Source organism: Streptomyces hiroshimensis, assembly GCF_014650335.1.
Lineage (GTDB): Bacteria > Actinomycetota > Actinomycetes > Streptomycetales > Streptomycetaceae > Streptomyces > Streptomyces hiroshimensis.
Map to the genome: position 1 here is coordinate 309,518 of NZ_BMUT01000004.1, position 24,260 is coordinate 333,777.

The 24,260-nt window shown below is 73.0% G+C and carries 19 protein-coding genes; 7 read left to right on the forward strand and 12 right to left on the reverse strand.

The window, feature by feature from the left end:
- Positions 1-27: 27 nt before the first annotated feature.
- Positions 28-717, forward strand: a complete 690-nt coding sequence (locus IE241_RS12210; RefSeq protein WP_190021740.1) for a pyridoxine/pyridoxamine 5'-phosphate oxidase — start codon at positions 28-30, stop codon at positions 715-717.
- Here the strand turns inward: IE241_RS12210 and IE241_RS12215 are convergent.
- Positions 656-1,219 carry a Zn-ribbon domain-containing OB-fold protein gene (locus IE241_RS12215; protein ID WP_190021741.1) on the reverse strand — a complete coding sequence of 188 codons (564 nt, stop codon included), beginning with the start codon at positions 1,217-1,219 and terminating at the stop codon, positions 656-658. The genes IE241_RS12210 and IE241_RS12215 overlap by 62 nt on opposite strands.
- A 186-nt stretch (positions 1,220-1,405) precedes the next feature.
- Here IE241_RS12215 and IE241_RS12220 point away from each other — a divergent pair, with 186 nt between their 5' ends.
- From IE241_RS12220 to IE241_RS12230, 3 genes are read left to right on the forward strand one after another with little or no spacing between them, the layout of a single operon-like run.
- Positions 1,406-3,631 carry an acetate--CoA ligase family protein gene (locus IE241_RS12220; protein WP_190021742.1) on the forward strand — a complete coding sequence of 742 codons (2,226 nt, stop codon included), beginning with the start codon at positions 1,406-1,408 and terminating at the stop codon, positions 3,629-3,631.
- A gap of 37 nt (positions 3,632-3,668) precedes the next feature.
- Entirely contained in the window at positions 3,669-4,547 is an 879-nt protein-coding gene (locus IE241_RS12225; protein ID WP_190021743.1) for an enoyl-CoA hydratase/isomerase family protein, read from the forward strand.
- Between the two features lie 49 nt (positions 4,548-4,596).
- Complete coding sequence (locus IE241_RS12230; RefSeq protein ID WP_229899157.1) at positions 4,597-5,247, forward strand: flavin reductase family protein; 651 nt, start codon at positions 4,597-4,599, stop codon at positions 5,245-5,247.
- 55 nt (positions 5,248-5,302) lie between these two features.
- Here IE241_RS12230 and IE241_RS12235 read toward each other — a convergent pair whose 3' ends face one another.
- Both IE241_RS12235 and IE241_RS12240 read right to left on the reverse strand, forming a co-directional pair.
- A complete protein-coding gene (locus tag IE241_RS12235) occupies positions 5,303-6,322 on the reverse strand; it encodes a hypothetical protein (RefSeq protein ID WP_190021744.1) in 1,020 nt (339 codons plus the stop codon).
- A gap of 121 nt (positions 6,323-6,443) precedes the next feature.
- Positions 6,444-7,841: an MFS transporter gene (locus tag IE241_RS12240; protein WP_190021745.1), complete on the reverse strand. Its 1,398-nt coding sequence runs from the start codon at positions 7,839-7,841 to the stop codon at positions 6,444-6,446.
- Between the two features lie 102 nt (positions 7,842-7,943).
- Between IE241_RS12240 and IE241_RS12245 the strand changes: the two genes are divergently transcribed.
- Positions 7,944-8,975 carry a GlxA family transcriptional regulator gene (locus IE241_RS12245; RefSeq protein ID WP_190021746.1) on the forward strand — a complete coding sequence of 344 codons (1,032 nt, stop codon included), beginning with the start codon at positions 7,944-7,946 and terminating at the stop codon, positions 8,973-8,975.
- Between the two features lie 28 nt (positions 8,976-9,003).
- On the opposite strand, the gene IE241_RS12250 is transcribed toward IE241_RS12245, so the two are convergent.
- The 4 genes from IE241_RS12250 to IE241_RS12265 form a co-directional block, all read right to left on the reverse strand.
- Positions 9,004-10,077 (reverse strand): Zn-dependent alcohol dehydrogenase, encoded by a 1,074-nt coding sequence (locus IE241_RS12250; protein ID WP_190021747.1) that lies wholly within the window; start codon positions 10,075-10,077, stop codon positions 9,004-9,006.
- Positions 10,078-10,152: 75 nt separating this feature from the next.
- Positions 10,153-11,616 (reverse strand): aldehyde dehydrogenase family protein, encoded by a 1,464-nt coding sequence (locus IE241_RS12255; protein ID WP_190021748.1) that lies wholly within the window; start codon positions 11,614-11,616, stop codon positions 10,153-10,155.
- On the reverse strand, positions 11,613-12,776 hold the full coding sequence (locus IE241_RS12260; protein ID WP_190021749.1) for an acyl-CoA dehydrogenase family protein: 1,164 nt from the start codon (positions 12,774-12,776) through the stop codon (positions 11,613-11,615). Before IE241_RS12260 ends, IE241_RS12255 begins: the two co-directional genes overlap by 4 nt.
- Positions 12,777-12,789: 13 nt before the next feature.
- Entirely contained in the window at positions 12,790-13,701 is a 912-nt protein-coding gene (locus IE241_RS12265; protein ID WP_190021750.1) for an SDR family NAD(P)-dependent oxidoreductase, read from the reverse strand.
- Between the two features lie 102 nt (positions 13,702-13,803).
- Between IE241_RS12265 and IE241_RS12270 the strand changes: the two genes are divergently transcribed.
- On the forward strand, positions 13,804-14,727 hold the full coding sequence (locus IE241_RS12270) for a cyclase family protein (RefSeq protein ID WP_190021751.1): 924 nt from the start codon (positions 13,804-13,806) through the stop codon (positions 14,725-14,727).
- Between the two features lie 245 nt (positions 14,728-14,972).
- Here the strand turns inward: IE241_RS12270 and IE241_RS12275 are convergent, their stop codons facing one another.
- From IE241_RS12275 to IE241_RS12290, 4 genes are all read right to left on the reverse strand, one after another.
- Positions 14,973-15,443 (reverse strand): ATP-binding protein, encoded by a 471-nt coding sequence (locus IE241_RS12275; RefSeq protein ID WP_190021752.1) that lies wholly within the window; start codon positions 15,441-15,443, stop codon positions 14,973-14,975.
- Positions 15,444-15,856: 413 nt separating this feature from the next.
- Positions 15,857-16,921 carry an acyl-CoA dehydrogenase family protein gene (locus tag IE241_RS12280; protein WP_190021867.1) on the reverse strand — a complete coding sequence of 355 codons (1,065 nt, stop codon included), beginning with the start codon at positions 16,919-16,921 and terminating at the stop codon, positions 15,857-15,859.
- A gap of 2 nt (positions 16,922-16,923) precedes the next feature.
- A complete protein-coding gene (locus IE241_RS12285; protein WP_190021753.1) occupies positions 16,924-18,093 on the reverse strand; it encodes an acyl-CoA dehydrogenase family protein in 1,170 nt (389 codons plus the stop codon).
- Between the two features lie 6 nt (positions 18,094-18,099).
- The gene (locus tag IE241_RS12290) at positions 18,100-19,299 is read right to left on the reverse strand and encodes an amidohydrolase family protein (protein ID WP_190021754.1); all 1,200 of its coding nucleotides are present in this window, start codon (positions 19,297-19,299) and stop codon (positions 18,100-18,102) included.
- A 131-nt stretch (positions 19,300-19,430) separates the two neighbouring features.
- Between IE241_RS12290 and IE241_RS12295 the strand changes: the two genes are divergently transcribed.
- A complete protein-coding gene (locus tag IE241_RS12295) occupies positions 19,431-21,008 on the forward strand; it encodes a class I adenylate-forming enzyme family protein (protein WP_190021755.1) in 1,578 nt (525 codons plus the stop codon).
- 24 nt (positions 21,009-21,032) lie between these two features.
- Here IE241_RS12295 and IE241_RS12300 read toward each other — a convergent pair whose 3' ends face one another.
- Complete coding sequence (locus tag IE241_RS12300) at positions 21,033-24,173, reverse strand: serine/threonine kinase C-terminal domain-containing protein (protein ID WP_190021756.1); 3,141 nt, start codon at positions 24,171-24,173, stop codon at positions 21,033-21,035.
- Positions 24,174-24,260: the final 87 nt, after the last annotated feature.

Sequence of the window (24,260 nt, forward strand, 5' to 3'; positions counted from 1 at the left end):
CGGCATGCGGCCGTGTTGTATAGCCCCATGAGCGACGACGCCCCGGACATCCGTCAGCAGAACTTCCGTGCCCTCCTCCGCTCCCTGCCCGTCTGGGACACCGAGCTGCCGCACTTCGACCCGGCCTCCGCCCCCGCCGACCCCCTGCCCCTCTTCCAGCAGTGGCTGACCGAGGCCGCCGCGGCCGGAGCGCCGGAGCCGCACACGATGACGCTCGCCACCGCCGACGCGACCGGCCGGCCCTCCCTGCGGACGCTGATGCTCCACGACGCCGACGAGCACGGCTGGCACTTCGCCACCCACCGCACGAGCCGCAAGGGCCGGGAACTGGCCGTACGCCCGGAGGCTGCCCTGGGCTTCTACTGGGCGGCGCTCGGGCGGCAGGTCCGTATCCAGGGCATGGTGACGGCCGCGGGCGCCGCGGAGAGCCGGGCGGACCTGGCCAAGCGGTCTACCGGTGCGCTGGCGGCGGCGCTGGTGGGCAGGCAGAGCGAGGTGCTGGCCTCGTACGAGGAGCTGGAGCGGGCCTCGGACGCGGCCTGGGAGCGGGCCCGCCGCGAGCCGGACGCCCCGGTCGGCAGCTGGACCCTCTACGTCCTGGAGGCGCAGGAAGTCGAGTTCTTCCAGGGGGACGCGCAACGGCGCCACGTACGCCTCAACTACCGCCGTCGCCCTCCTGCGGAGGGAGGCTGGACGACCGAGCTGCTCTGGCCGTGACCGCATCAGGAGCCGTATCCGGGGATGCGTCCGATGCAACCCCGAACACCGGTATGCACAGGGGTGGTTCGCCTTCGGTCCGCGCCCCCTCCAGTTCCCGGAAGCGGACCGTCAGCGCCATGCCGATCCGCAGCCTGCTCTCCGCGCACCCGACGACTTCGGTCATCATTCGCGGCCCTTCGGCGAGATCCACCACGGCCGCCGTATAGGGCACCCGCCCGCCGAAGGGCGGGAGGTCGTTCACATGGACGACCGACCAGGTGTAGAGCACGGCCCGGCCGCTCGCCGCCTCCCAGACCACGTCCTCGCTCCAGCAGCGCGGACAGAACTCCCTGGGGTAGTGGTGTGCCAGCCCGCAGCCGGCCGCGCGGCAGCGGCGTATCAGCAGCCGGCCCCGGCCCGCCGCTTCCCAGTAGGGACGAGTGAAGGCGTCGACCTCGGGGATGTCGAAGCGCGGCGCCCGCGGACCGGCGGAACGCGACGTCGCGGAACGCGGCGGCAATGACGCCGGTGGACGATTCGCGTGCAATTCACCGGCCCCCTTGTATTCCGCGCCCGTTTCCACGGGAGTTTCCCCGCCCCCGCCTTCCGTTTGTTTGCCCGTCGCGCCATTCCTGACAGTACGTCAGCTCTGTAGCCTGACTATACGTCAGCTTGTCGGCCATTGAGCAGGAGTGGACGAGACACGATGCTTGGATCGACTCACGGCACCCTCACCACCACCTCCCGTCCGGCCCGCGTGGTGGCCTGCGGCGAGCGTCCGGGCCCCGCCGTCCACGGCACGGCCGACGGCACCGAGGACGTCGACGTCAGCGGCAGGCCGTTACGCTCGGAGACACCCGACCTGGACCGGCTCTTCCGCCCCGAGACCGTCGCCGTCGTCGGGGCCTCGGACGCCGAGGGCCGCCCCAACACCGGCATCACCCGGCAGCTCATCGCCTGGTCCGAGAGGGTCGGCGCGCGCCTGCACCCCGTACACCCCACCCGTACGTCCGTCTTCGGCCTCCCCTGCCATCCGTCCGTCCGCGACCTGCCCGAACGCGTCGACCTCGCCGTCCTCCTCGTGGGCGATCCGCTCCCCGTACTGGAGGAGCTGGACGGCTCCAAAGCCGCCTTCGCCGTGGCCTTCGCCGCCGGATTCGCCGAGACCGGCCCCGCGGGCGCCGCCGCCCAGGCCGCCCTCGCGGAAGCCGCCCGGCGCTCCGGGGTCCGCCTCCTCGGCCCGAACACCAACCTCAACGCCTTCGAGCACTTCCGCGAGGACCTCGACGGCCCCGCCATCGCCCTGATCACCCAGTCGGGCCACCAGGGCCGGCCGGTCTTCGCCCTCCAGGAGCTCGGCATACGGCTCTCGCACTGGGCGCCCACGGGCAACGAGGCGGACCTGGAGAGCGCCGACTTCATCTCCTACTTCGCCACCCGGCCCGAGGTCGGGGCGATCGCCGCGTATGTGGAAGGGCTCAAGGACGGCCGCGCCTTCCTGCTCGCCGCTGACCGGGCCGCCCGGCACAAGGTGCCCGTCGTCGCCGTCAAGGTCGGCCGGACGGAGGCCGGCGCCCGCACCGCCGCTTCCCACACCGGCAAGCTGACCGGCGCGGACGACGTGGTGGACGCGGCCATGCGGCAGTTCGGCGTGATCCGCGTCGACAGCCTGGACGAGCTGCAGGACACCGCGGCGCTGCTGGCCCGCGCCCGGCCGCCCCGGGCCCCCGGCGTCGCCGTCTATTCGATCTCCGGCGGCACCGGTGCCCACTTCGCCGATCTGGCCACGGCCGCCGGGCTCCCGCTCCCGGCCCTCTCCGCCACAAAACAGGCCGAGCTCCACCAGTGGATCCCGGAGTACCTGAACGTCGCCAACCCCGTGGACTGCGGCGGTCACCCCGTGGGCGACCGGCGCGGGCGCCGGATCATCGACGCACTGCTGAACGACCCTTCCGTCGGCGTGCTCATCTGTCCCGTGCCGGGGCCCTTCCCGCCCATGAGCGACAGGCTCGTGCGCGATCTGGCCGACGCGGCGGAGCAGACGGACAAGCTGGTCTGCGTGGTCTGGGGCTCCCCCGTCGGCACCGAGGACGCCTATCGCACCACCCTTCTCGGCTCCTCGCGCGTGGCCACCTTCCGCACCTTTTCCAACTGCATCACCGCCGTACGCGCCTATCTCGGCCACCACCGCTTCACCGAGACCTACCGCTCCCCCTTCGACAACGCGCCCCGCACCCCGTCCCCTTCGGCGCGCAAGGCCCGGGAGCTCATGCGCCCGGGCGAGCAGCTCAGCGAGCACGCGGCCAAGCAGCTGCTGCGCGCGTACGGCATACGCGTGCCGCGCGAGCAGCTGGTGACCAGCGCGGCGGCGGCCGTGCGGGCGGCCGGCCTCGTGGGCTACCCGGTGGTGATGAAGGCCTCGGGCCCGCAGCTCGCCCACAAGACCGAGCTGGGCCTGGTCAAGATCGGGCTGACCTCGGCCAGCCAGGTCCGCGACGCATACCGCGAGCTCACCGACATCGCCCGCTACGAAGGGCTGCCACTGGACGGCATCCTCGTCTGCCAACTCGTGGGCTGCGGCGTCGAGATGGTCGTCGGGATCTCGCCGGACAGCCTCTTCGGCCCGACGGTGACGGTCGGCCTGGGCGGGGCGCTGGTGGAGGTCCTGCACGACACGGCGGTGGCCGTGCCGCCTTTCGGTGAGGGCCACGCGCGCGCCATGCTCGAAGGACTGCGCGGTCGCGCCCTGCTGGACGGCGTCCGGGGGGCGCCCCCGGCCGACGTGGACGCGCTCGTGGAGACCGTCCTGCGTGTCCAGCGCATGTCTCTGGAGCTGGGCGGGGCACTCGCCGAACTCGACATCAACCCCCTGGTGGTGCTCGAGCGCGGTCAGGGCGCCGTGGCCCTGGACGCGCTCGCCTTCTGCCACTGACCAGCGCGCGGCAGCGCGTGGAAGCAGGAGAACCCCCATGTCCCTCTCCCCCCGTGACAAGCCGCTCGGCCGCGGCGGTCCCGATGACTCAGTGATACTCCACACCACTGACAACGGGGTCTCGTGGATCACGCTCAACCGGCCCGAGGTCATGAACGCCATAGCCCCCGAGCAGCGAGAACGTCTGATTTCCCAGCTTTCCGGGGCCTCGGCCGACCCGGCCGTCAGGGCCGTCGTCATCACGGCCACGGGCGCGGCGTTCTGCGCCGGCGCCGACCTGCGCGCCACCCCGTCGAGCGCCATGGACCCGGCCGTACCGGGCGTGTCGGCCGCCTCCGTCGCAGCCGGCCGGCTGCCCGGCGACGTGGCCCGTACGATCCGCCGCGGGGCCCAGCGGCTGATCGCCGCCGTGCTGGACTGCGAGAAGCCCGTGATCGCCGCCGTGAACGGGACCGCGGCGGGGCTGGGCGCCCACCTCGCGCTGGCCTGCGACCTCGTCCTCGCGGCCGAATCCGCCACCTTCGTCGAGGTGTTCGTCCGCCGCGGCCTCGTCCCCGACGGCGGCGGCGCGTATCTGCTGCCGCGGCTGGTGGGGCCGCAGCGGGCGAAGGAGCTGATGTTTTTCGGCGACGCGCTCACCGCCGCCGAGGCCGAACGGATGGGGCTGGTCAACCGCGTCGTGGCCGGGGCGGGGCTGGCGGCGACGGCGCGGTCGTGGGCCGAGCGGCTGGCCACGGGTCCGACGCGCGCCCTCGCCCTCACGAAACAGCTGGTCAACGCCTCACTGGACAGTGACCGCGCGGCCGCGTTCGCCGCTGAGGCCGCCGCTCAGGAGATCAACATGACGACGGAGGACGCACGGGAGGGCGTCAAGAGCTTCCTCGAACACCGCAGCCCCGCCTACCGGGGGCATTAGCGGCTCCGGGAGCCTTCAAAACTGACACTGCATCAGTTTCAATGAATGCATGATGGGACACGCAGGCATGGCCGCGCTCGCCGTCCGGTATCTGCGGCCCGCCGGCGCGCCGGTCCCCGGAGCGCGGCCGCCCGACCCGCTGCCCCGGCCGGAGCTTCGGGCCGTCCGGACGGACGAGAAGCCGCCACCCGCTCCCCGCGAACTGCGCCGTGTTCTGGGCCGGTTCGCCAGCGGCGTCACCGTGATCACCGCTCCCGGTGCCGACGGCGGACCGGCCGCGGGATTCGCGTGCCAGTCCTTCGCCTCGCTCTCCCTCGACCCGCCGCTCGTGGCCTTCATGGTCGGGCGCACCTCCACCACCTGGCCGCGTATCGCCCGCGCCGGGGTCTTCTGCGTCAACGTCCTCGGCGCCGGGCAGAGTGCGCTCTGCAAGGCCTTCGCGGTGAGCGGCGCACAGGCTGCCGACAAGTTCGAGGGCGTACGGCACAGCCCTTCGCCCGCGACGGGGTCGCCCCTGCTCGCGGATGCGCCCGCGTGGGTCGACTGCACGGTGCACGCCGTGCACACGGGCGGGGACCATCTCATCGTCGTGGGGCGCGTCGAGGCACTGGGGGCGGACGAGGGCGAGGCCGCGGCCCAGGACGGGCCGCTGGTCTTCTACGGGAGCATCTTCGGAACCTTCGCCGCGCTCAACCAGTGACCCGCCGGGTCCACCGCATCAGTGACCGCCGGGCCCACCGCGCGTCCGCCGCAAGTCACTTCTTGTGCTTGACGACCTTCGTCAGGACGTACCGCTTGCCGGAGCCGGGCTTGCCGATTTCGTGGAAGAGCCGGGGCTCCTTGTCGGTGCCGCTGACGCTCCAGTTGCGCTTGAGCTCGCAGGAGCCGATGCGCAGCGACAGGCCCTGGATCCTGCCCTGGTCCTTGACGGGCTGCCACGTGCCCGAGCCGTCGCAGTCCTTCGGCCTGTCCTTGCCGGTGCCGTCCCACACGTAGTTGTCGAGGCCGTCGGCCACGGCCGTGCCGTCGGCGGCCAGCTTGACCGTACCGTCGCGGCCGTCGGTCCAGACGCCGGCGAACTGCGCAGTGTCGAGCTTGGGCGGCTGGTAGACCTTGACCGCTCCGGTCCCATAGACCGCCGCCCCGACGGCCCCCACGGCGAGCCATGCGATGACGCCGTCGCGCACCACCCTGCGAGCCACGCGCGCGTACCGGCCGTCACGGACGCGCCGTCCGGCGACTCCGGCGATCAGGGTGGCGGGCAAGAGGGCGACCGTGAGAGAGGCCCACCACAGGAGGTACTTCAGCGGGGCTGCCAGGGAGAGGCTGCCGACGGCCGACACTCCGCCGAACACGGCCACCACGGCAGCCGATACGAAGGGCACCGCAGCGGCGTTCCACAGCAGGCCGTCGCGACGGCCCAGACGGCGGGTGACCGTACGGGCGAGCGCCAGTGCAGGCATCACGGTGACGGCAGTGACGAACCCGCTGACGAGAACGCCGAGCAGGGCGACCGCGAACACGAGCCCGGCGATCACGAGGAGGCCGTGCGGCAGTCCTTCGTGCTCGCGCGAGAGCATCACGAGGATGCCGGTGGTCCCGGCGACGGCAGCCTCCGCGCACAGCGCGGCCATGGACGCGCAGAAGGCCGCCCCGAACCCGTCCGGGTGCATCACACGTTTCTGCGCCCGAGAGGTCTCCTCGGGCCCGGTCCCCGCCTCCGCGTCGACCGGTGCCGCTTCCGGTATCGCGCCCGGCTCAGCCTGCTGTGTCATCACTGCCCCTCTCTCCAAGACAGATTCCCCGGGAGGCTGAGAGGTTGCTTTTGCCGACTGATTAATCCCTGCTTGCCCTGATACGGGCGGGTGGCAGCGATATACGGGCGGGCAGCAGCGGTCACGCCGGCTCCGCCGCGAGCCGCCCGTCCGCACGCGGCCGCCTGCGGATGACCAGGGCCATGAGGGCCGCCACGGCGCACAGCGCGCCGGAGGCGTACCAGACCACGTCGTACGACCCGAAGGCGTCACGGGCCACGCCGCCCAGGAAGGCCACCACTGCGGCGCCGACCTGGTGGGAGGCGAGCACCCAGCCGAAGACGATCGCGCTGTCCTCGCCGTAGTGCTCGCGGCACAGGGCGATGGTGGGCGGCACGGTGGCGACCCAGTCGAGGCCGTAGAAGACGATGAAGAAGATCATCGGCGGGTGGACGGACGGCGCCAGCAGCATCGGCAGGAACATCAGGGACACGCCCCGCAGCCCGTAGTAGACGGCCAGCAGCCTGCGCGCCTCGAACCGGTCGGTGAACCAGCCGGAGGCGATGGTCCCGACGACGTCGAAGACGCCGATCACTGCGAGCAGGCCCGCTGCGGCCGTCACCGGCATGCCGTGATCGTGCGCGGCGGGCACGAAGTGCGTCTTCACCAGACCGTTCGTGGAGGCGCCGCAGATCGCGAAGGTCCCGGCGAGCAGCCAGAACGGTCCGGTGCGGGCCGCGCCGAGGAGCGCCCTGACCGCGCGCCGCGCCGCGCCGGGCGCGGGGACCGGCTTCGGTACGGGGGCATCGCTGCCGTAGGGGGCGAGGCCGACGTCCGCCGGGTGGTCGCGCAGCAGCAGCCACACGAACGGCACGACGACGAGGGCGGCGACGGAGACGGTCACGGCGGCGGGCCGCCAGTCGTGGTGCTCGACGATCCAGGACAGCAGCGGGAGGAAGACCAGCTGCCCGGAGGCTCCGGCGGCGGTGAGGATTCCGGTGACCAGTCCCCGGCGGGCCGTGAACCACCGGTTGGTCACGGTGGCCGCGAAGGCGAGGGCCATCGAGCCGCTGCCCAGGCCGACGAGTACGCCCCAGCACAGCACAAGCTGCCACGCGGTGGTCATGAAGACCGTCAGCCCGGCACCGGCGGCGATCACCGTCAGGGCGCAGGCTACGACCTTGCGGATGCCGAACCGGTCCATCAGGGCGGCGGCGAAGGGGGCCGTGAGGCCGTACAGGGCGAGGTTGACGGAAGCGGCGAAGCCGATCGTGCCGCGCGACCATCCGAACTCACCGTGGAGCGGCTCGATCAGCAGCCCGGGCAGGGAGGCGAAGCCGGCCGCGCCGATGATCGTCACGAAGGTGACGGCGGCCACGGACCAGGCGCGGTGCAGGCGCGGGCGGCGCCTGCCGGGGCCTGCGGCGGGGGCCGATCGTGCGGAGGGGCTCTCCGGCGGGGTGGGAAGTCCGGTTGTCTGGGTCACGCCCTCAGCATCGAGAGACGCTCCCACCCGGGCGAGTGGCCGAAAGGACAGCATCCGCTAGGATCGGGCCACGCGGCCCGGCGGGATCGCGGGATCCGGGATCGCGGGATCTCTCCGCGCCGGCCCGGAACGAAAACGCTTTGGGGGCGGACGGGAATGACGCAGCAGGCAGCCGGAATCACTCGCTCCGATCAGCATCCCGATGCGCCGCCGCACCGCGTGGCCGTGCTCGCCCTGGCCGGCGTGATTCCGTTCGAGCTGGCCATCCCGTACCGGATCTTCGGCAAGGCCAGGACGTCTTCGGGAGACCCGCTGTACGAGGTGGTGACCTGCGCCCTGGCGGCCGGGCCGGTGCAGACCGACGCCGATTTCTCGATCAACGTCGAGCTGGGCCCGCAGGCCCTCGCCGAGGCGGACACGATCGTCGTTCCGGCCTCCTACGAGTTCGGGCTGCCGTACGACGAGGGCCGGCTGGGCGACGAACTGTCCGCCGCCTTCGCCCTCATACGGCCCGGCACGCGCATGGTGTCGATCTGCACCGGCTCGTACATCCTCGCGGCCGCAGGCCTCCTCGACGGCCGCCCCGCGACCACGCACTGGTCCAGCACGGAGCGCTTCCAGCGGCTGTTCCCGTCCGTCCGGGTGGATGCCAACGTGCTCTTCGTCGACGACGGCGACGTCCTGACGTCGGCCGGGGTGGCCTCCGGCATCGACCTGTGCCTGCACATCGTGCGGCGCGACCACGGCACCTCCGTGGCGAACGAGGTGGCCCGGCGCAGCGTCGTCCCGCCGCACCGCGACGGCGGCCAGGCGCAGTACATCCAGCGGCCGGTCCCCGAACCCCAGCTCGCGACGACCACGGCGGCCCGCGCCTGGGCCCTGGGGCGGCTGGACCAGCCCATCCAGCTGCGCGACATGGCCGAGCAGGAGGCGATGAGCGTGCGGACGTTCACGCGCCGCTTCCGTGAGGAGGTCGGCATCAGCCCGGGCCAGTGGCTCACGCAGCAGCGCGTCGAGCGGGCGCGGCACCTGCTGGAGGACAGCGACCTCTCCGTCGACCAGGTCGCGCGGGACGCCGGGTTCGGCACGGCCGCCTCGATGCGGCAGCACCTGCAGGCGGCGCTCGGGGTGTCCCCGTCCGCCTATAGGCGGACGTTCCGCGCGGTGAACCAGGCCTCGCGCGGCTGAGGACGGCGGGGCGATGCCGTCCGGAGCCTCAGCGGCGGAAGGTGAGGACGGCGCGGGAGACGCGGCCGTGGAGGGTGTCGTCCGCGGCCTGCGCGAAGTCCTCGACCGGGTAGGTCCTGGTGACGAGTTCGTCCAGGAGGAGGCGTCCCTCCTGGTAGAGCCGGGCGTAGAGGGTGATGTCGTGCTGCGGGCGTGAGGAGCCGTAGCGGCAGCCCAGGATCGCCTTGTCGAGGTAGAGGGAGGAGACGCGGAAGGACGCCTCGGCCCCGGCGGGCGGCACACCGAGCAGCACCGCCTGGCCGTGCCGGTCCAGCAGGTCGATCGCCTGCCGGACGAGTCCGGTGTCGCCGACGCACTCGAAGGCGTGGTCGGCACCGGCCGGCAGGATCGCGCGGACGGCCGCCGAGCTGTCGGGGACCGCACCGGCATCGATGAAGTGGGTGGCGCCGAACCGCCGTGCTGCCTCCTCCTTGCGCGGGTTGGCATCGACGGCCACGATGACCGAGGCCCCCGCGATCCGCGCGCCCTGAAGGACGTTGAGCCCGATCCCGCCGGCGCCGATGACGACGACCGATTCGCCGGGACCGACCCGGGCCCGGTTGAGTACGGCGCCGACGCCGGTGAGTACGCCGCAGCCGATCAGCGCCGCCGAGGTCAGCGGTATGCCGACGGGAATCCTGACGGCCTGGACCGCTTTGACGACGGCGCGTTCCGCGAAGGCGGAGCAGGATGCGAAGTGGAAGAACCGCTCACCCCGGCGGGTGAACGGGCGGGCCGGTTTGCCGATGGACTCGCGGCACATGGTCGGCCGGCCCCGGTCGCACTCGCCACAGGCGCCACACCCGGCGAGCGTGGACAGCGCCACATGATCACCGGGTGCGACGTGGGTGACTCCGGGGCCGACCGCTTCGACCACACCTGCGCCCTCGTGCCCGAGCACCACGGGCAGCGGGTAGGGGATGGTGCCGTCGGCCACGGAGAGGTCGCTGTGGCACAGGCCGGCGGCCGCGACGGCGACGAGCACCTCACCGGGGCCCGGGTCACGGACTTCCAGATCGTCGGCGACCAGGACGTGCTTTCCGTCGAAGATGACGCCTCGCATGGCTGCGGTCCTCTCGGAAGGGTGCGGCGCGGGGAGATGCGGTGCGGCACGGCGGGCCTCAGGCGACCAGCAGGTTCAAGAGGCCCAGACGACCGACTGGAGTTCGCTGTACGCGTGCAGGCCGAACGAGCCGCCGTCCCTGCCGACGCCGCTCTCCTTGAAGCCGCCGAAGGGCGTCTCGGGGTGCCGTTGGACGGTGTTGATGCCGACGTTCCCGCTGCGCAGGCGCGCGGCGAGGGCCCAGGCGCGGGCGGTGTCTGCGGTGAAGACGTAGTCGTGGAGGCCGTAGGAGGTGCTGTTGGCGATGCGGACGGCTTCCTCGTCGTCCTCGAAGGGCAGGGCGACGACGACGGGCCCGAACAACTCCTCGCGGACGACCGGGCTTTCGGGGTGGACGTCGGTGATGAGGGTCGGGGCGACGTAGAAACCCGGTTTGACGTCGGGGCGTGTGCCGCCGACGACGATCCGGGCGCCCTCCGCACGGGCCGCGGCGATGGACGCCTCGACCCGGTCGCGCTGGGCGGCGGAGATCAACGGACCGACGACCGTGGAGTTATCCACAGGGTCCCCGATCTTCAGCGCCCGGGCGTAGTGTTCAAGACCGGCGACGACCTTCGCGTACAGCGGCCGCTGCACGAGCACCCGGGTCGGAGCCGTGCAGACCTGCCCGCTGTGGAAGGACCAGACCGAACCGACCGCCCCGATCGCCGACTTGAGCACCGTGTCGTCGGCGTCCCCCAGGACGATGGCCGCGCCTTTGCCGCCCAGCTCGAGCAAGGTGCGCTTCATCGACCTCCCCGCGGCCTCGGCGATCTGCCTTCCGACCGCGGTGGAGCCGGTGAAGCTGATCATGTCGACACCGGGGTGGGACACGAGCGCTTGCCCGGCGCCCGGTCCCGAGCCCGTGATGACGTTGAAGACACCGTCCGGGAGGCCGGCCTCCCGGAGGATCGGGCCCAGGGAGAGGCAGCAGAGGGGATCCTGCGGCGCCGGCTTGGCGACGACTGCGTTTCCCATGGCCAGGGCGGGCGCGAGCTTGCCCGCGAGGTTGACGACCGGGAAGTTGTAGGAGGTGATGCAGGCGACGACGCCCACGGGCCGCCGGGCCGCGGCGGCGCCCATCAGGCCGCCGGGAGCGAGCGGGCTGCCCTGCACCGGGTGCGGCGCGAGCGGGAGGACCGCCGGCTCCACCGCCCCGCGGGCGTAGCGGCGGAAGCGGTCCACCGCCGGGGGCAGTTGCAGGGCCGAGGTGACGCGCGCCGTCGCGCCTGTCTCGGCCTGGAGCAGGGGCAGGAGCTCCGCTCCGTGTTCGGTGAGCAGTTCCGCTGTCCGGTCCAGTACGGCCGCGCGCTCGCGCGGATCCGTACGGGACCAGCCGTCCTGCGCGGCCTGCGCGGCGGTCACGGCGGCGGCGACCTCGGCGGGGGTCGCCTCCGGTGCCGCCCCGACGACCTGCTCGGTCGCCGGATTGACAACTGGATAGTGACCCTTTTCGGGCGTGCGCCACGTACCGCCGATCCAGTGGCCGTACGTCCTCATGGCCGGGGCTCCTTCGGCAGGCCGAGTACGCGCTCGGCGATGATGGTGCGCTGCACTTCGGCCGACCCTCCGTAGATCGTGTCGGCTCGGGAGAAGAGGAACGACCGCTGCAGCGCATCGAGTTCGTAGGGCTTCTCCGCACTCCAGGCGTGCGGCCCGAGGGCGGCCTCCGGGCCTCGTACGTCCATGGCCAGTTCGCCGAGGCGCTGGTGCCAGCTGCTCCACAGCAGCTTGGCGACGCTGGGGGCACCGGGGGCGTCCGCGCTCCCCAGGGTCCGCAGGGCCGTCCACCGCATGGTCCTCAGCTCGGCCCACTGCCGTACGATCCGGTCGCGCACCGCCGGATCCGCTGCGGCTCCGTTCTCCTGGGCGAGGCGGACGATGCGGGCGAGCTCGGCGGCGAAGCCGATCTGCTGCGCGAGGGTGGCCACGCCTCGCTCCCGTCCGAGGAGGTCCATGGCGACGCGCCAGCCGTTTCCCTCCCCGCCCAGCACATGGTCGGCGCGGGCCTCGGCGCCGTCGAAGAACACCTCGTTGAAGTCGGCCTCGCCGGTCAGCTGCCGGATCGGGCGGACCTCGATGCGGCCGGGCTGGTCCATCGGCACGAGCAGAAGGGAGAGACCGTGGTGCCGGTGGGAGCCTGCGGTGGTGCGGGCGAGCAGGAAACACCAGTCGGCCTGGTGGGCGTAGGAGGTCCACAGCTTCTGGCCGGTGATGCGGTAGATGCGGCCGTCGGCGTCCTTGACGGCGGCGGTGCGGACGGCGGCGAGGTCGGAGCCGGCGCCGGGTTCGCTGTAGCCCTGGCACCAGATCTCCTCGCCTCGGGCGATGGCGGGAAGGAAGCGGGTGCGCTGCGCGGGGTCGCCGTGGGCGAGGAGGGTGGGGGCGAGGAGGTGCTCGCCCATGTGGCCGAGGCGGGCGGGTGCCCGGGCGCGGGAGTACTCCTCGGCCCAGACGACCTGCCCGGTCAGGGCGGCGGTGCGGTTGCCGTAGCTGCCGGCTGCGGGGTCCCAGCCGAGACCGATCCAGCCGTCGGCGCCCAGTTCGCGTTCCCAGGCGCGGCCCGCGGTGGGGGCCGGCTCCCCGGCGAGGTGTTCGGCGAGCCAGGCGCGCGCCTCCTGCCGGAGGGCCTCGTCCTCCGGCCCGAAGGAGAAGTCCATGGGTGGCTCCCGGTCACGCGTTGGGGCGGGCTTTGGCGGCGGCCGCTTCGGCCATCGCCTCCAGGTGGGCGAGCATCGGCATGGGGTCGGTGCCGACGGTACGGGGGAGCAGGTCGGCGACCCTCTCCGGCGTCCAGGGGCCTTCTGCGCAGACGGAGCGCAGTTCGCGGGGCTGGGCCCACACCGCGATCCTGGGCCCGGCCACCGTGTAGACCTGCCCGGTGACGCCCTGTTCGCGGGCCTGTTCACCGAGCAGGTAGACGACGAGCGCCGCGACGTCCTCGGGGTCGCCGATCTCCTGGAGTTCCACCGGCACGTTGGCGGACATCCGTGTCCTGGCCACGGGGGCGACGCAGTTGGCCGTGATCCCGTATTTGTGCAGGCCGAGAGCGGCGCTGCGGACGAGGGAGATGATGCCCCCCTTGGCGGCGGAGTAGTTGGCCTGGGCGACGCTGCCCTGGTGGTTGCCGCTGGTGAAGCCGATGAGGGTGCCGTGTTTCTGGCTGCGCATGACCGCGGAGGCAGCGCGGAAGACGGTGAAGGTGCCCTTGAGGTGGGTGGCGATGACGGGGTCCCACTCCTCCTCGGTCATGTTGAACAGCATCCGCTCGCGCAGGATCCCGGCGGCGCAGACGGCGCCGTCGAGCCGCCCGTACCGGGCGAGGGCCGTGTCCACGATCCGCTGTCCGCCGGACATGGCCGACACGTCGTCCGCGACGGCGACGGCCTCGCCTCCGGCCGCCTCGATCTCCTTGACCACACCGGCGGCGACCTCGCTCGTGGGCTCGTTCCCCTCGATGGAGACGCCGTAGTCGTTGACCACGACCTTTGCGCCCTCGGACCCGCAGGCGAGGGCGACGGCGCGGCCGATGCCGCGGCCCGCCCCGGTGACGGCGACCACCTTTCCGGCCAAGAAGCTCCCCACGGCGCACGCCCCTTCCCGCTCCATCTGACGGACCGTTAGATTTTTGGGCAGAGCCGGCGAAGGCACAAGCCCCGCACAGGCACCGATCCGGGGAGGGAGCCCATGCCACTGCCACCGGAGTTCCACGAGATCGCCAAGCGGGTCAACAACTGGGGCCGTTGGGGCGAGAGGGATGAGATCGGCACCCTCAACCTGATCACGGATGCCGTCGTCCGCGAAGCCGCGGCCACCGTGCTCACCGGCCGGAGAGTGGCCCTGGCCGTACCCCTGCGGCAGCGCGGGATCCAGACCGGCCTGATCCCCGGCAGGGTCAACCCCCTGCACACGATGATCTCCATCAACCAGGAATGCGCCCCCGAATCAGTGGCCACGAGCGACGACGCCGTCATCATGGGCCTCCAGGCGGGGACGCACTGGGATGCGCTGCCGCACGTCTCCCACGGCGGGAGGATCTACAACGGCCGCCCGGCGGACTCGGTCACGGCCCATACGCGCGCCGCCTTCAGCGGCATCGAGAAGGCCCGGCACGTCGTCTCGCGCGGGGTGCTGCTCGACGTGGCACGCGCCCGGGGTGTGGCGCACCTGGAGCCCGGCCGCGCCGTCACCCCGGAGGATCTGGAAGCGGCCGAGGACATGGGCGCGGTCGCCGTGGGCCCCGGCGACATCGTGCTCGTTCGCACGGGCCATATGCAGCACTACCTGTCGGGCGACCGGCGGACGTACGGGCATTCGTCGCCCGGGCTGTCGATCCGGGCGCCCGAGTGGTTCCACGCCCGGGATGTGGCGGCCGTCGCCAATGACACGCTCTGCTTCGAGGTCTTCCCGCCGGAGATCGAGGGCCTGTGGCTGCCGGTGCACGCACTGCACCTGGTGGAGATGGGGATGCTGCAGGGGCAGAACTGGAATCTGGAGGAGCTCTCCGCGGCCTGCGCGGAGGAGCGGCGCTACGCCTTCCTGCTGACGGCGACGCCCGAGCCCTTCGAGGGCGGGGTGGGGGCGCCCGTGGCGCCGGTCGCCGTGCTCTGAGCCGAGGCGGAGGAGTTCCGGGGGACGTGGGCGGGCGGCGACGTGCCGATGCGCACCCCGAGCACGGCACCGCACGTCGCCGCCGGCTCCGGCGCTGGAGCCCTGCAGCGCGCCGGACCGCGACCCGCACTCGCCAAGGCGGCCCGGTGACCATGGGCCTCTCGACGTCCCCTCGCAACGAATCGCTGCATCCAAGGGTGATCACGTGGACACTTCACGTCAACACCTGGTCTGGACTTTGTCGATTAAGCCCGATTTATGACGGCGCGTGGGGAGTCGAAAGCGCCGACCCACGAGGAGCCCGTGCGGTCGACCTCGCACCAGATGCGCTTGCCGCTGCCCTCCGCCTGCCAGCCCCAGCGGTCGGCGAGACCGTCGACCAGCTCCAGGCCGCGGCCGCCGGTGTCCTCGCCGCCCGCGCACCTGCGGCGGGGCGGGCGGGCGCTGATGTCGGCGACCTCGACGCGGACGGTGCCTCCGTAGGCGCCGGCCCCGGCGCCGCCTGCTCCCGGGAAGAGCATGCGCAGCACGGCCGGGCAGCCGGTGTGGACCACGGCGTTGGTGACCAGCTCGGAGATCAGCAGGATCAGCGTCTCGGCGAGCGGCTCATCGACGCCTATCCCCGACCCGGCCAGTCGCGATCTCGCCCACCTGCGGGCCCGCCCCACTTCCGCGGGGTCGGCCCGGACCTCCATCTGCATCTGAAGCACCTGCACCGCTCACACCATCCGTACCGGCGGACACAACGCCTCGCGTCTCCGAGGGATCACGGAACGTGATCTCCTTCCGAGACAGCATGGTTGACGCACAGTCACCCCAACAAGCGCTTCGGGCATATTCCGGCGCAAAGGAGTATGGCTACTGCATACTGTGCGACGCGTGCTGCGGAGACTCGAACACCGAGGGCCTTTCGGGCCCGTTCCGGGACGAGCATCAGACATGCGCACGCCCGGCGACGCCACATGGGCAACTTCCGCCTCGCCGCGCTTCTGAACCTCTCGCATTCAAGGGAGAGTACCCGAGCCGGGCCCTGACTCCGCCCTGTGACGAGTAACGTCCGGGACACAGCCTGATATCGACATGCTGCGAGCGGTTCGGCATGACATGCCCGGCATTTCGCCCATGACGATTACGCCGTGACATTCTCTGCGTCCAGAACATCCGTTGCATCATTCGCCGGAAGGCGCTCCGGGATGTGTGAAGCCTCGCAGAGCAGGGTATTCGCAAGCAATTCCTCGGAATCGATCGACGACTGCCATTGACGGAGCCTCAGCCAGGCGCGTTTGAGGTGCAGATGAACGTCCGATTCCCAGGTGAACCCCAGGCCGCCATGCACTTGCAGACAGTCACGAGCGTTGCGTACAGCTGCACTGTCAGCGAGCAGTTTGGCTGCAGCGATTTCAGCCGGTTCGTCGGGTTCCATCGAGAGTGACGCCGCGTACACCGCGGCGCGCGCGAGCTCGGCGCGCACGAGCATCTCCGCACACAAGTGCTGCACCGCCTGGAAGCTGCCGACCGGGCGGCCGAACTGGGAGCGGCGCCGGGCGTGGGAGACCGCCAGTTCGACGGTCCGGAAGGCGCTGCCGAGTTGCTGCGCGGCGGTCAGCAGGGCGGCCTCCAGCCGCATCCGGGCGGCATCGATGGGCAGAGCCGCATCACTCCCGTCCGGCATCCGGGGCAGCTGCCGTACGAGGTGGAGGGGCGTCGTCGGGTCCACGCACCGGACGGGGCGTGCCCGCAGGGCGCGCGGGGCTCCCCCGGCGCCCGTGCGCAGGAGCCGGGCGGCCGGGCCGTCGAGCAGCAGGACGGCGTCCGCGGAGGCGAGGTGCTCGGCCGCTCCGGGCCCGTCCAGGGCCGTGACGACGCAGCCGCCCTCGGCCGCGCCCGGGACGAGGCCCGCGGCGAGGTACGTGGCGACGAGCGGGCCGGGCAGCAGGGCGCGCCCGGCCTCCTCGAAGAGCAGCACCGCCTCGGGCATCCCGAGCCCCACGCCGCCGTCCTTCTCCGCAAGCCGCAGGGAGAAGAAGCCCGCCTCCCCCAGGGCCCGCCACAGCGCAGGGTCCGGTGCCCGGGGGCCGTCCGGGGAAGGCGAATCGGCCAGGGCGCGCAGCCGCTCGTGGGGATGGCGGGCGGCGAGGAGGCCCCGCATTCCCGCCCGCAGGGCCCGCTGGTCGCCGGTGAGGCGGAAGTCCATGGTCATCGCCCCTTGGGGAGGCCGAGGATGCGCTCGGCGATGATGGTGCGCTGGATCTGGGAGGTGCCCGCGGCGATCGTGTAGGAGAGCGAGGACAGGCGCTGCGCCGTCCATTCCTGGCGGGCGTCCAGGGACTCCGGTCCCAGCACCTCGGCGGCCGCGTCGTAGAGCTCCTGGCGCGCCTGGGAGTAGCGCAGCTTGAAGACGGATCCGCCGGCGCCCGGCACTCCGTCGCCGCCGGTGCGCGCGGCGTGGGCGGCTTCGCTGACGTTCCACTGGACGAGCCGCCACAGCGCCGTGAACTCGGCGTGCAGGCGCCCGAGGCGGCGGCGCAGGACGGCGTCGTCCCAGCGGCCGTTGGCGCGGGCGGTGCGGGCGAGCCGGGCGAGGGTGCGGCGGCAGGCGACGACCTCTCCCGCGAAGGCGGTGCCGCGCTCGTAGGAGAGGGTGACCATGCTGACGCGCCAGCCGTCGTTCTCGGCGCCGATGCGGTGGGTGGCGGGCACCCGTACCTCGTCGAGGAACACCTCGGCGAACTCCGCGGTCCCGGCGAGGGTGCGCAGCGGCCGTACGGTGACGCCGGGGGCGTTCATCGGCAGGGCCAGCCAGGAGATGCCGCGGTGCCGGGGGGCCGCGGGGTCGGTGCGGACGAGGAGTTCGCACCAGTCGGCGATCTCGGCGTAGGAGGTCCAGATCTTGCTGCCGGTGACGACGTAGGAGTCGCCGTCGCGGACGGCGCGGGTGCGTAAGGAGGCCAGGTCGGAGCCGGCGTCGGGTTCCGAGAAGCCCTGGCACCAGATCTCCTCGCCGCGCAGGATCGGGGGCAGCCAGCGGGCGCGCTGGGCTGCGGTGCCCTCAGCGGCGATGGTGGGGCCCGCGTGCAGGAGCCCGACGAAGTTGGCGCCGACGTAAGGGGCTCCGGCTCGCTCGGCCTCCTCGATGAAGATCAAGTGCTGGGTGGGGGTGGCGCCTTGGCCGCCGGCTTCGGGAGGCCAGTGCAGGCCTGCGTAGCCGGCGTCGTGGAGGGCGCGCTGCCAGGCGCAGTCGTAGGCGCGCCGTGCGGGCCAGTCGTCGGCGGGCGGCTCGGGGGGCAGTCCGGGCAGGGTGTCGCGCAGCCAGGCGCGGAGGCGTCGGCGGAACTCCTCCTCGGCCCCGGTGAGAGTGAGGTCCATCGCGCATCACCCGCCCAGGGGGTCGAGGTCCAGGCCGAGCATGCGGATGGCGTTGCCGCGCATGAGCTTGCGGACGGTCTCGTCGTCCAGTCCCCGCACGTGGTCGAGGGCGACCTGCCTGGTGTGGGGGAAGGTCGAGTCGACGTGGGGGTAGTCGGTCTCGAAGGTGGCGTTGTCGCGGCCGACGACGTCGAGCGAGGCGATGCCGTGTTTGTCGCGGAAGAAGCAGCAGAAGATCTGGCGGTAGTAGTAGGTGGACGGCGGCTCGGGGATGATGTCGCGCACGCCGCCCCAGGCGCGGTGTTCCTCCCAGACGTCGTCGGCGCGCTCCAGGGCGTAGGGGATCCATCCCATCTGACCCTCGCTGTAGGCGAGTTTGAGGCGGGGATGGCGCACGAGGACGCCGCTGAAGAGGAAGTCGGCCATCGAGGCCATGGCGTTGTTGAAGGACAGGGTCGCCTGGACGGCGGGCGGGGCGTCCGGGGATGCGGCGGGCATCTGCGAGGAGGAGCCGATGTGCATGTTGACGACGGTGCCGGTCTCCTGGCAGGCGGTGAAGAAGGGGTCCCAGTAGCCGGTGTGGATGCTGGGGAGGCCGAGGCAGGTGGGGAGCTCGCTGAAGGTCACGGCCCGGACGCCGCGGGCGGCGTTGCGGTGGATCTCGGCGACGGCGAGGTCCACGTCCCACAGCGGGATGAGGCACAAGGGGATGAGCCTGCCGCCGCTGTCGCCGCACCACTCCTCGACCATCCAGTCGTTGTAGGCGCGTACGCACGCGAGGGCGACTTCCTTGTCGTGCGCCTCGGCGAAGGTCTGGCCGCAGAAGCGCGGGAAGGTCGGGAAGCAAAGAGACGCCTCGACGTGGTTGAGGTCCATGTCCTTGAGGCGTTCGGCAGGATCCCAGCAGCCGGGGCGCATCTCGGCGCGGGTGATGCCCTCAAGGGTCATCTCGTCCCGGTCGAAGCCGACGGCGGCGATGTTGCGCTTGTAGGGGAAGCGGAGGTCCTCGTAGATCCACCAGTCGGCGGGTGGCCCGTCGGGGTCCATGGAGATGGCGTACTTGCCGCCGGTGTACTCGAGCCGGCCGATGCCGGCGGTCAGGGGGCGGGGGCCGCGGTCGCGGTAGCGGGCGGGCAGCCAGCGCTCGAAGAGGTGGGCGGGCTCGATGACGTGGTCGTCGACGCTGACGATGCGGGGCAGTTCCATCGGGGGCGCTCCCGTTATCTGACGGTCAGTCAGCTTCGAGGCTAGCCCCCGCCCCCTGGACCGACAAGCCGTGACGGCCTACGCTTCGCGGCACTTCTCTGACGTACAGTCAGTTTCAGTGGAGGCCCGCCATGACCCGCGCCGCCGACGACCTGTCCGCCTCCCGCACCCTGTGGGAGCTGCTCGACCGCCGCGCGGAGCTGACCCCCGGCGCACCGGCCCTCATCCAAGCCGGCGGCCAGGACGGCGCCGGGCCCGGAGCGGATGACCGCACGGCGACCTTCGGAGAGCTGCGGACGCGCGCCGAACGCACGGCCGCCGGGCTGTACGAGCTCGGGGTGCGGCCCGGCAGCCGGGTGGCCTGGCAGCTGCCGACCCGCATCGAGACCGTCGTCCTGTCCTTCGCCCTGGCCCGGATCGGCGCCGTGCAGACACCCCTCATCCCCTCCTACCGCGACCACGAGGTCGGTCACGCGCTGCGGGCCACCGAAGCCGGATTCTTCGCCGTCCCCGGCATATGGCGGGGCTTCGACCACTCCCTCATGGCGTGCCGCCTCGCCCTCGCGCTCCCCGCGCCGCCGCTCGTCCTCACCGCCCACGGCAGCCTGCCCGAAGGGGACCCCGCGGTGCTGCCGCCACCGCCCGCCGACGGCACCGCCGTCCGCTGGATCTACTGGACCTCCGGCACCACCTCCGCCCCGAAGGGTGTCCTGCACACCGACCGCGGGCTCATCGCCGCCGGCGCCTGCCTGGCCGCCGCACTGCGGCTCACCCCGCAGGACGTCGGATCCATGGCCTTCCCCTACGCGCACGTCGCAGGCCCCGACTACACCGTGATGCTCCTCCTGCGCGGTTTCCCCGCCCTCCTCGTGGAGCACTTCTCCCTGCCGGGCTCGCTCGACGCCTACCGCCGCAACGGCGTCACCGTCGCGGGCGGATCGACCGCCTTCTACTCGATGTTCCTCGCCGAGCAGCGCAAACAGCCCGGGCGGAAGATCATCCCCACGCTCCGGCTCCTGGCGGGCGGCGGCGCGCCCAGGCCGCCGGAGCTCTACGACGAGGTGGTCCGCGAGCTGGGGTGCCGGCTGGCTCACGGCTACGGCATGACCGAAGCCCCGATGATCACCATGGGGGACCCGGAGGACACGGCGGAACACCTGGCCCGCACGGAGGGCCGGCCCCCCGCAGGCATGGAGATCCGCGTGACCGATGCGCACGGCGCGCCCGTGCCGGCCGGCACCGAGGGCGGGATACGGCTGCGCGGCGAGGCCGTCTGCCAGGGCTACCTCGACGCCGCACAGACGGCCGAGGCCTTCGACGCCGACGGCTTCCTCGTCACCGGCGACCTCGGATTCCTCACCGCCGGCGGCCACCTCGTCCTCACCGGCCGCGCCAAGGACGTCATCATCCGCAAGGGCGAGAACATCTCCGCCCAGGAGGTCGAACAGCTCCTGCGGCGCCACCCGGGCATCGAGGACGCCGCAGTGATCGGCCTGCCCGACCCCGTACGCGGAGAGCGCGTCTGCGCCGTCGTCCAGCAGGTTCCCGGAGCCCCGCCGCTCACGCTCGGGGAGCTGGCCTCCCACCTGACGGACGCCGGGCTGTCCGTGTACAAGATCCCGGAACAGCTGGAGCTGGTCGGCCTGCTCCCCCGCGACAACACCCTGCGCAAGGTGCTCAAGTACAAACTGCGGGAGCGCTTCTCCTGACGAGCGCTTTGTCGTAACGCCTGCTCAGCGGGCCCGGTAGCCGGCCGCCGCCTGCTCGAAGAAGCGGTCCACCGCGCGCTGCTCTTTCACCGGCCCGATCACCTGCAGCAGGTGATAGCGGCCGTCCAGGATCGTGGCGGAGTTGCGCACGTAGACCTCGCGGCCGCTGCTGTCGGTCCAGTTGAACGTGCCCTCCGCCGACGCCGTCCTGCCGACGTCGATACGGCGCAGCCCTGAGGCGCCGGACCACGACGAGGAGCGGAACGCGGCCAGCTCCGGCTCCTTTTCCTGCTGGTACGTCATCGGGTCGCTGCCGAACTCCGCCACCTTGTCCCGGCCGGGCACCACGATGAGCCGGTAGTCCCCGCCGGCGTAGACGACCTGCCCGCGGTCGTTCTCCCCCCGCCGCTGCCAGTCCTTGGCGACGGGCACGGTGAATCCCTTGGGGTCCTCGCGCAGGGTGAAGCCCTCGGCAGGGCCGCCGGACTCGGCGGCCCTCGCCTCCGGGGTGGCCCGTGCCTCCGGGGTGGCCTGCGTGGCCGGCGAGCCGCTCCCGCCCGACTTGCCGGTGGTGGCCGGAGCCTTCGGCGGCGCCGCACTGCGCGCACCGGCCGCGCCCGTGCGGTCCGCGGGCGCCCGGTCCGCGCTCTCCTCGGCGCGCGGCATGAACAGCATCGCGTACAGCACCGCACCGATGAGAAGCAGCAGGACCAGCCCCAGCAGCAGGCGGCCCAGGCTGTACGCCGAGCGGGCCGGGCGGCCGCGCTGCTCCTGCAGGTGGCCGGTGCGGGGTTCCGCGGGGCGGGGGGCCGGGGCGTTGTCCTTGACCGTCTTCTTGTGGCGGCCGTGCGCGGCCGGGGCGGCGGTGTCCACGGCCGTGATGGGACGGCCGCGCCTGCGGCGCACGACCTCGCCCTTGCGCCGGACGATCGGGAGGCGGTGCTGGTCGGCCGGGGCTTCCGGAGGGGCGGGAGGCACCGTGAGGGTGCGGCCGCCGGGCTCCGGTTCCGGGGCCGAGCGGATCAAGGAACGCAGCCAGCCGCGGAGCTCCTCGAACTCCGGGCGTTCGGCAGGGTCCTTGCGCATCAGCGACTCGACCACGGGACGCAGGGCGCCGCACTCCTCCGCGAACGCGGGCGGCTCCGCGCACACGACCTGGACCAGCTCGGCCGCGCTGTCCTCGGGGTAGGGGGCGTGTCCCTGCACGACGCGGAAGAGCAGGGCTCCGAGCGCCCACAGGTCGGCCGCGGGGCCGACGGGCGGAGCCAGCTGCCAGTTCTCCTGGACGGGCCACGCCTGCTCCGGGGCCCACCGTTCGGTGACGGCCCCGACGACGACGATGCGTGCCTGCCGGGCCCGCTCCGCGGCGAGGGCATTCGCAGGCTGCTGCCCGGCGGCTCCCCAGGCGACCGGGGCACTGTCTTCAGGGCGGCGCGGCCCGGGTGGGGGTGCGGGCGTGGGAGTGGGCACGGGTGCAGGTGTGGGTGCAGGTGTGGGTGGGAGCAGGGGCGCGGCGCCGGGGCCTCCGGCGGGGGCGGCAGGCGCGCGGGGCGGGGTCAGGCCGGGAAGCCCGGGAAGGCCGGGCCAGGAGGCGGCTGTCCCGGGGAGCTTCACCTCGGGGACGTCCGGCCTGGCGGCGTTCGTCCCCTCGGCGGGGTCGCCGGGCCGCTTCCTGCCGGAGGACGTGCCCTGGAGGGGGCCGACGGCCCAGGGCCGGGGCGTCGGGGCGGACCCGCTGGCGGCACTGCCGCCGCCCCATGTGGACGAACCTGTCGGCGTCGCGGGCGGCGCGCCCTCCCCGGCCGCACGGGCGGCCGCGGCCCGGGCGGCGCCCGCGCGATAGGCGGCGATGGCCGACGATCGCACCTGCCGCGCCCCGCCCTCCCGGCCGGACTGCCCGACACCCTGTGAGCCCGGATGCCCGGCACCCTGCGAGCCCGGACGCCCGGAGCCCTGATCGCCGGGGCGCCCGGCGTTCTGACCACCCGACGCCCCCGTGCCCTGACCGCCGGGGTACACAGCCCCTTGCCTGCCCGGCAATCCAGCGCCCGGCCCACCGGGATCCGCAGTTCCCCGCCCGTCCGGGCGGCCCGCGCCCGGACCGCCCGGACGTCCCGCGCTCTCTCCGCCCGGATAGCCGCCACCCTGCCCACCCGGACCTGGGCCCGGACCCGGACCCGGGCCCGGACCCGGGCGCCCTGCGCCCCGGCCGGACGGCGACGGCCCCGCGCCCGGACCGCCCGCCGCCGGACGGAAGCCGTCCGGCGGCCAAGGCCTGCTGCCCGATGGGCCCGCGGTGCTCGGCGGCAGGAATCCGCCCGCGGCGCCCTGGTCCCGGTACGGCGGGTGTTCCGGCCTCGGTCCCCGCCCGCCTGAGTCCGGTCCGCCACCGGACCCGCGCCCGCCCCGCCGGTCTCCGTCCCCGCCCCCGCCCGGCACGCCCCCCGGGCCCGCCAGGCCTGCCGGGGCCCCCGGGCCGCCTCGGCCTCGCGGCGCCGGCATTCCGCCCCGGTCGCCCCGGCCCGCAGGCGAGGTGACGCCTTCCGGGACGGGGTCGTAGCCGCAGAGCGCTTCCTCGGCGGCGCCGGCGGCCAGGCCGGTGAGGATGGCGCGGCCGTCGTCGCAGATGAGGACGGTGCGCGTGGTGATGTTGCGGTGGGTCCAGCCGTGGGCGTGCAGGGCGCGCAGCGCGGTGAGGACGTCGGCGGCGACCTCGGCGGCACGGTGAGGCGAGAGGGGCCGCTCGGCCAGGAGCGCGGCGAGCGGGCGGGCGGGCAGCAGCTCGCTGACGACCCACAGGCTGCCGCCCTCGGCGAAGACGTGGAAGACCTGGTCGAGCCGGGGGTGATCGGGGACCTGCGCCGCGGCCGCGGCGGCGGCCAGGGCCCGGCTCACCACCGGATCGCCGACACCACCAACGACACCGGCACCACCGGCTGCCGCTCCCGGCGTACGGCCTCGGCCTCGGCGTCCTCCGCCGCCCGCGCCACCCGCGCCGTCAAGCACCTCCGCGTCCACGACCTCCGGCAGCGGGATCTGCCGGACGAGGACCTCCTGGCCGCTGAAGGTGTCGAAGGCGCGGGTCTCGACGAGCTCGAAGACGTCGGACGGCGGCAGGGGCAGGCGATACCGGTCGGCCAGGACCCGCCCTGCGTAGTCGTCCACGACGCCTCCCCAAGCGCGCGATCCGCACCTCGCCCGTATGCCCGGACAACCGCCAACAGCGTTCAATTTGCTGCCTATTGCGGCTGC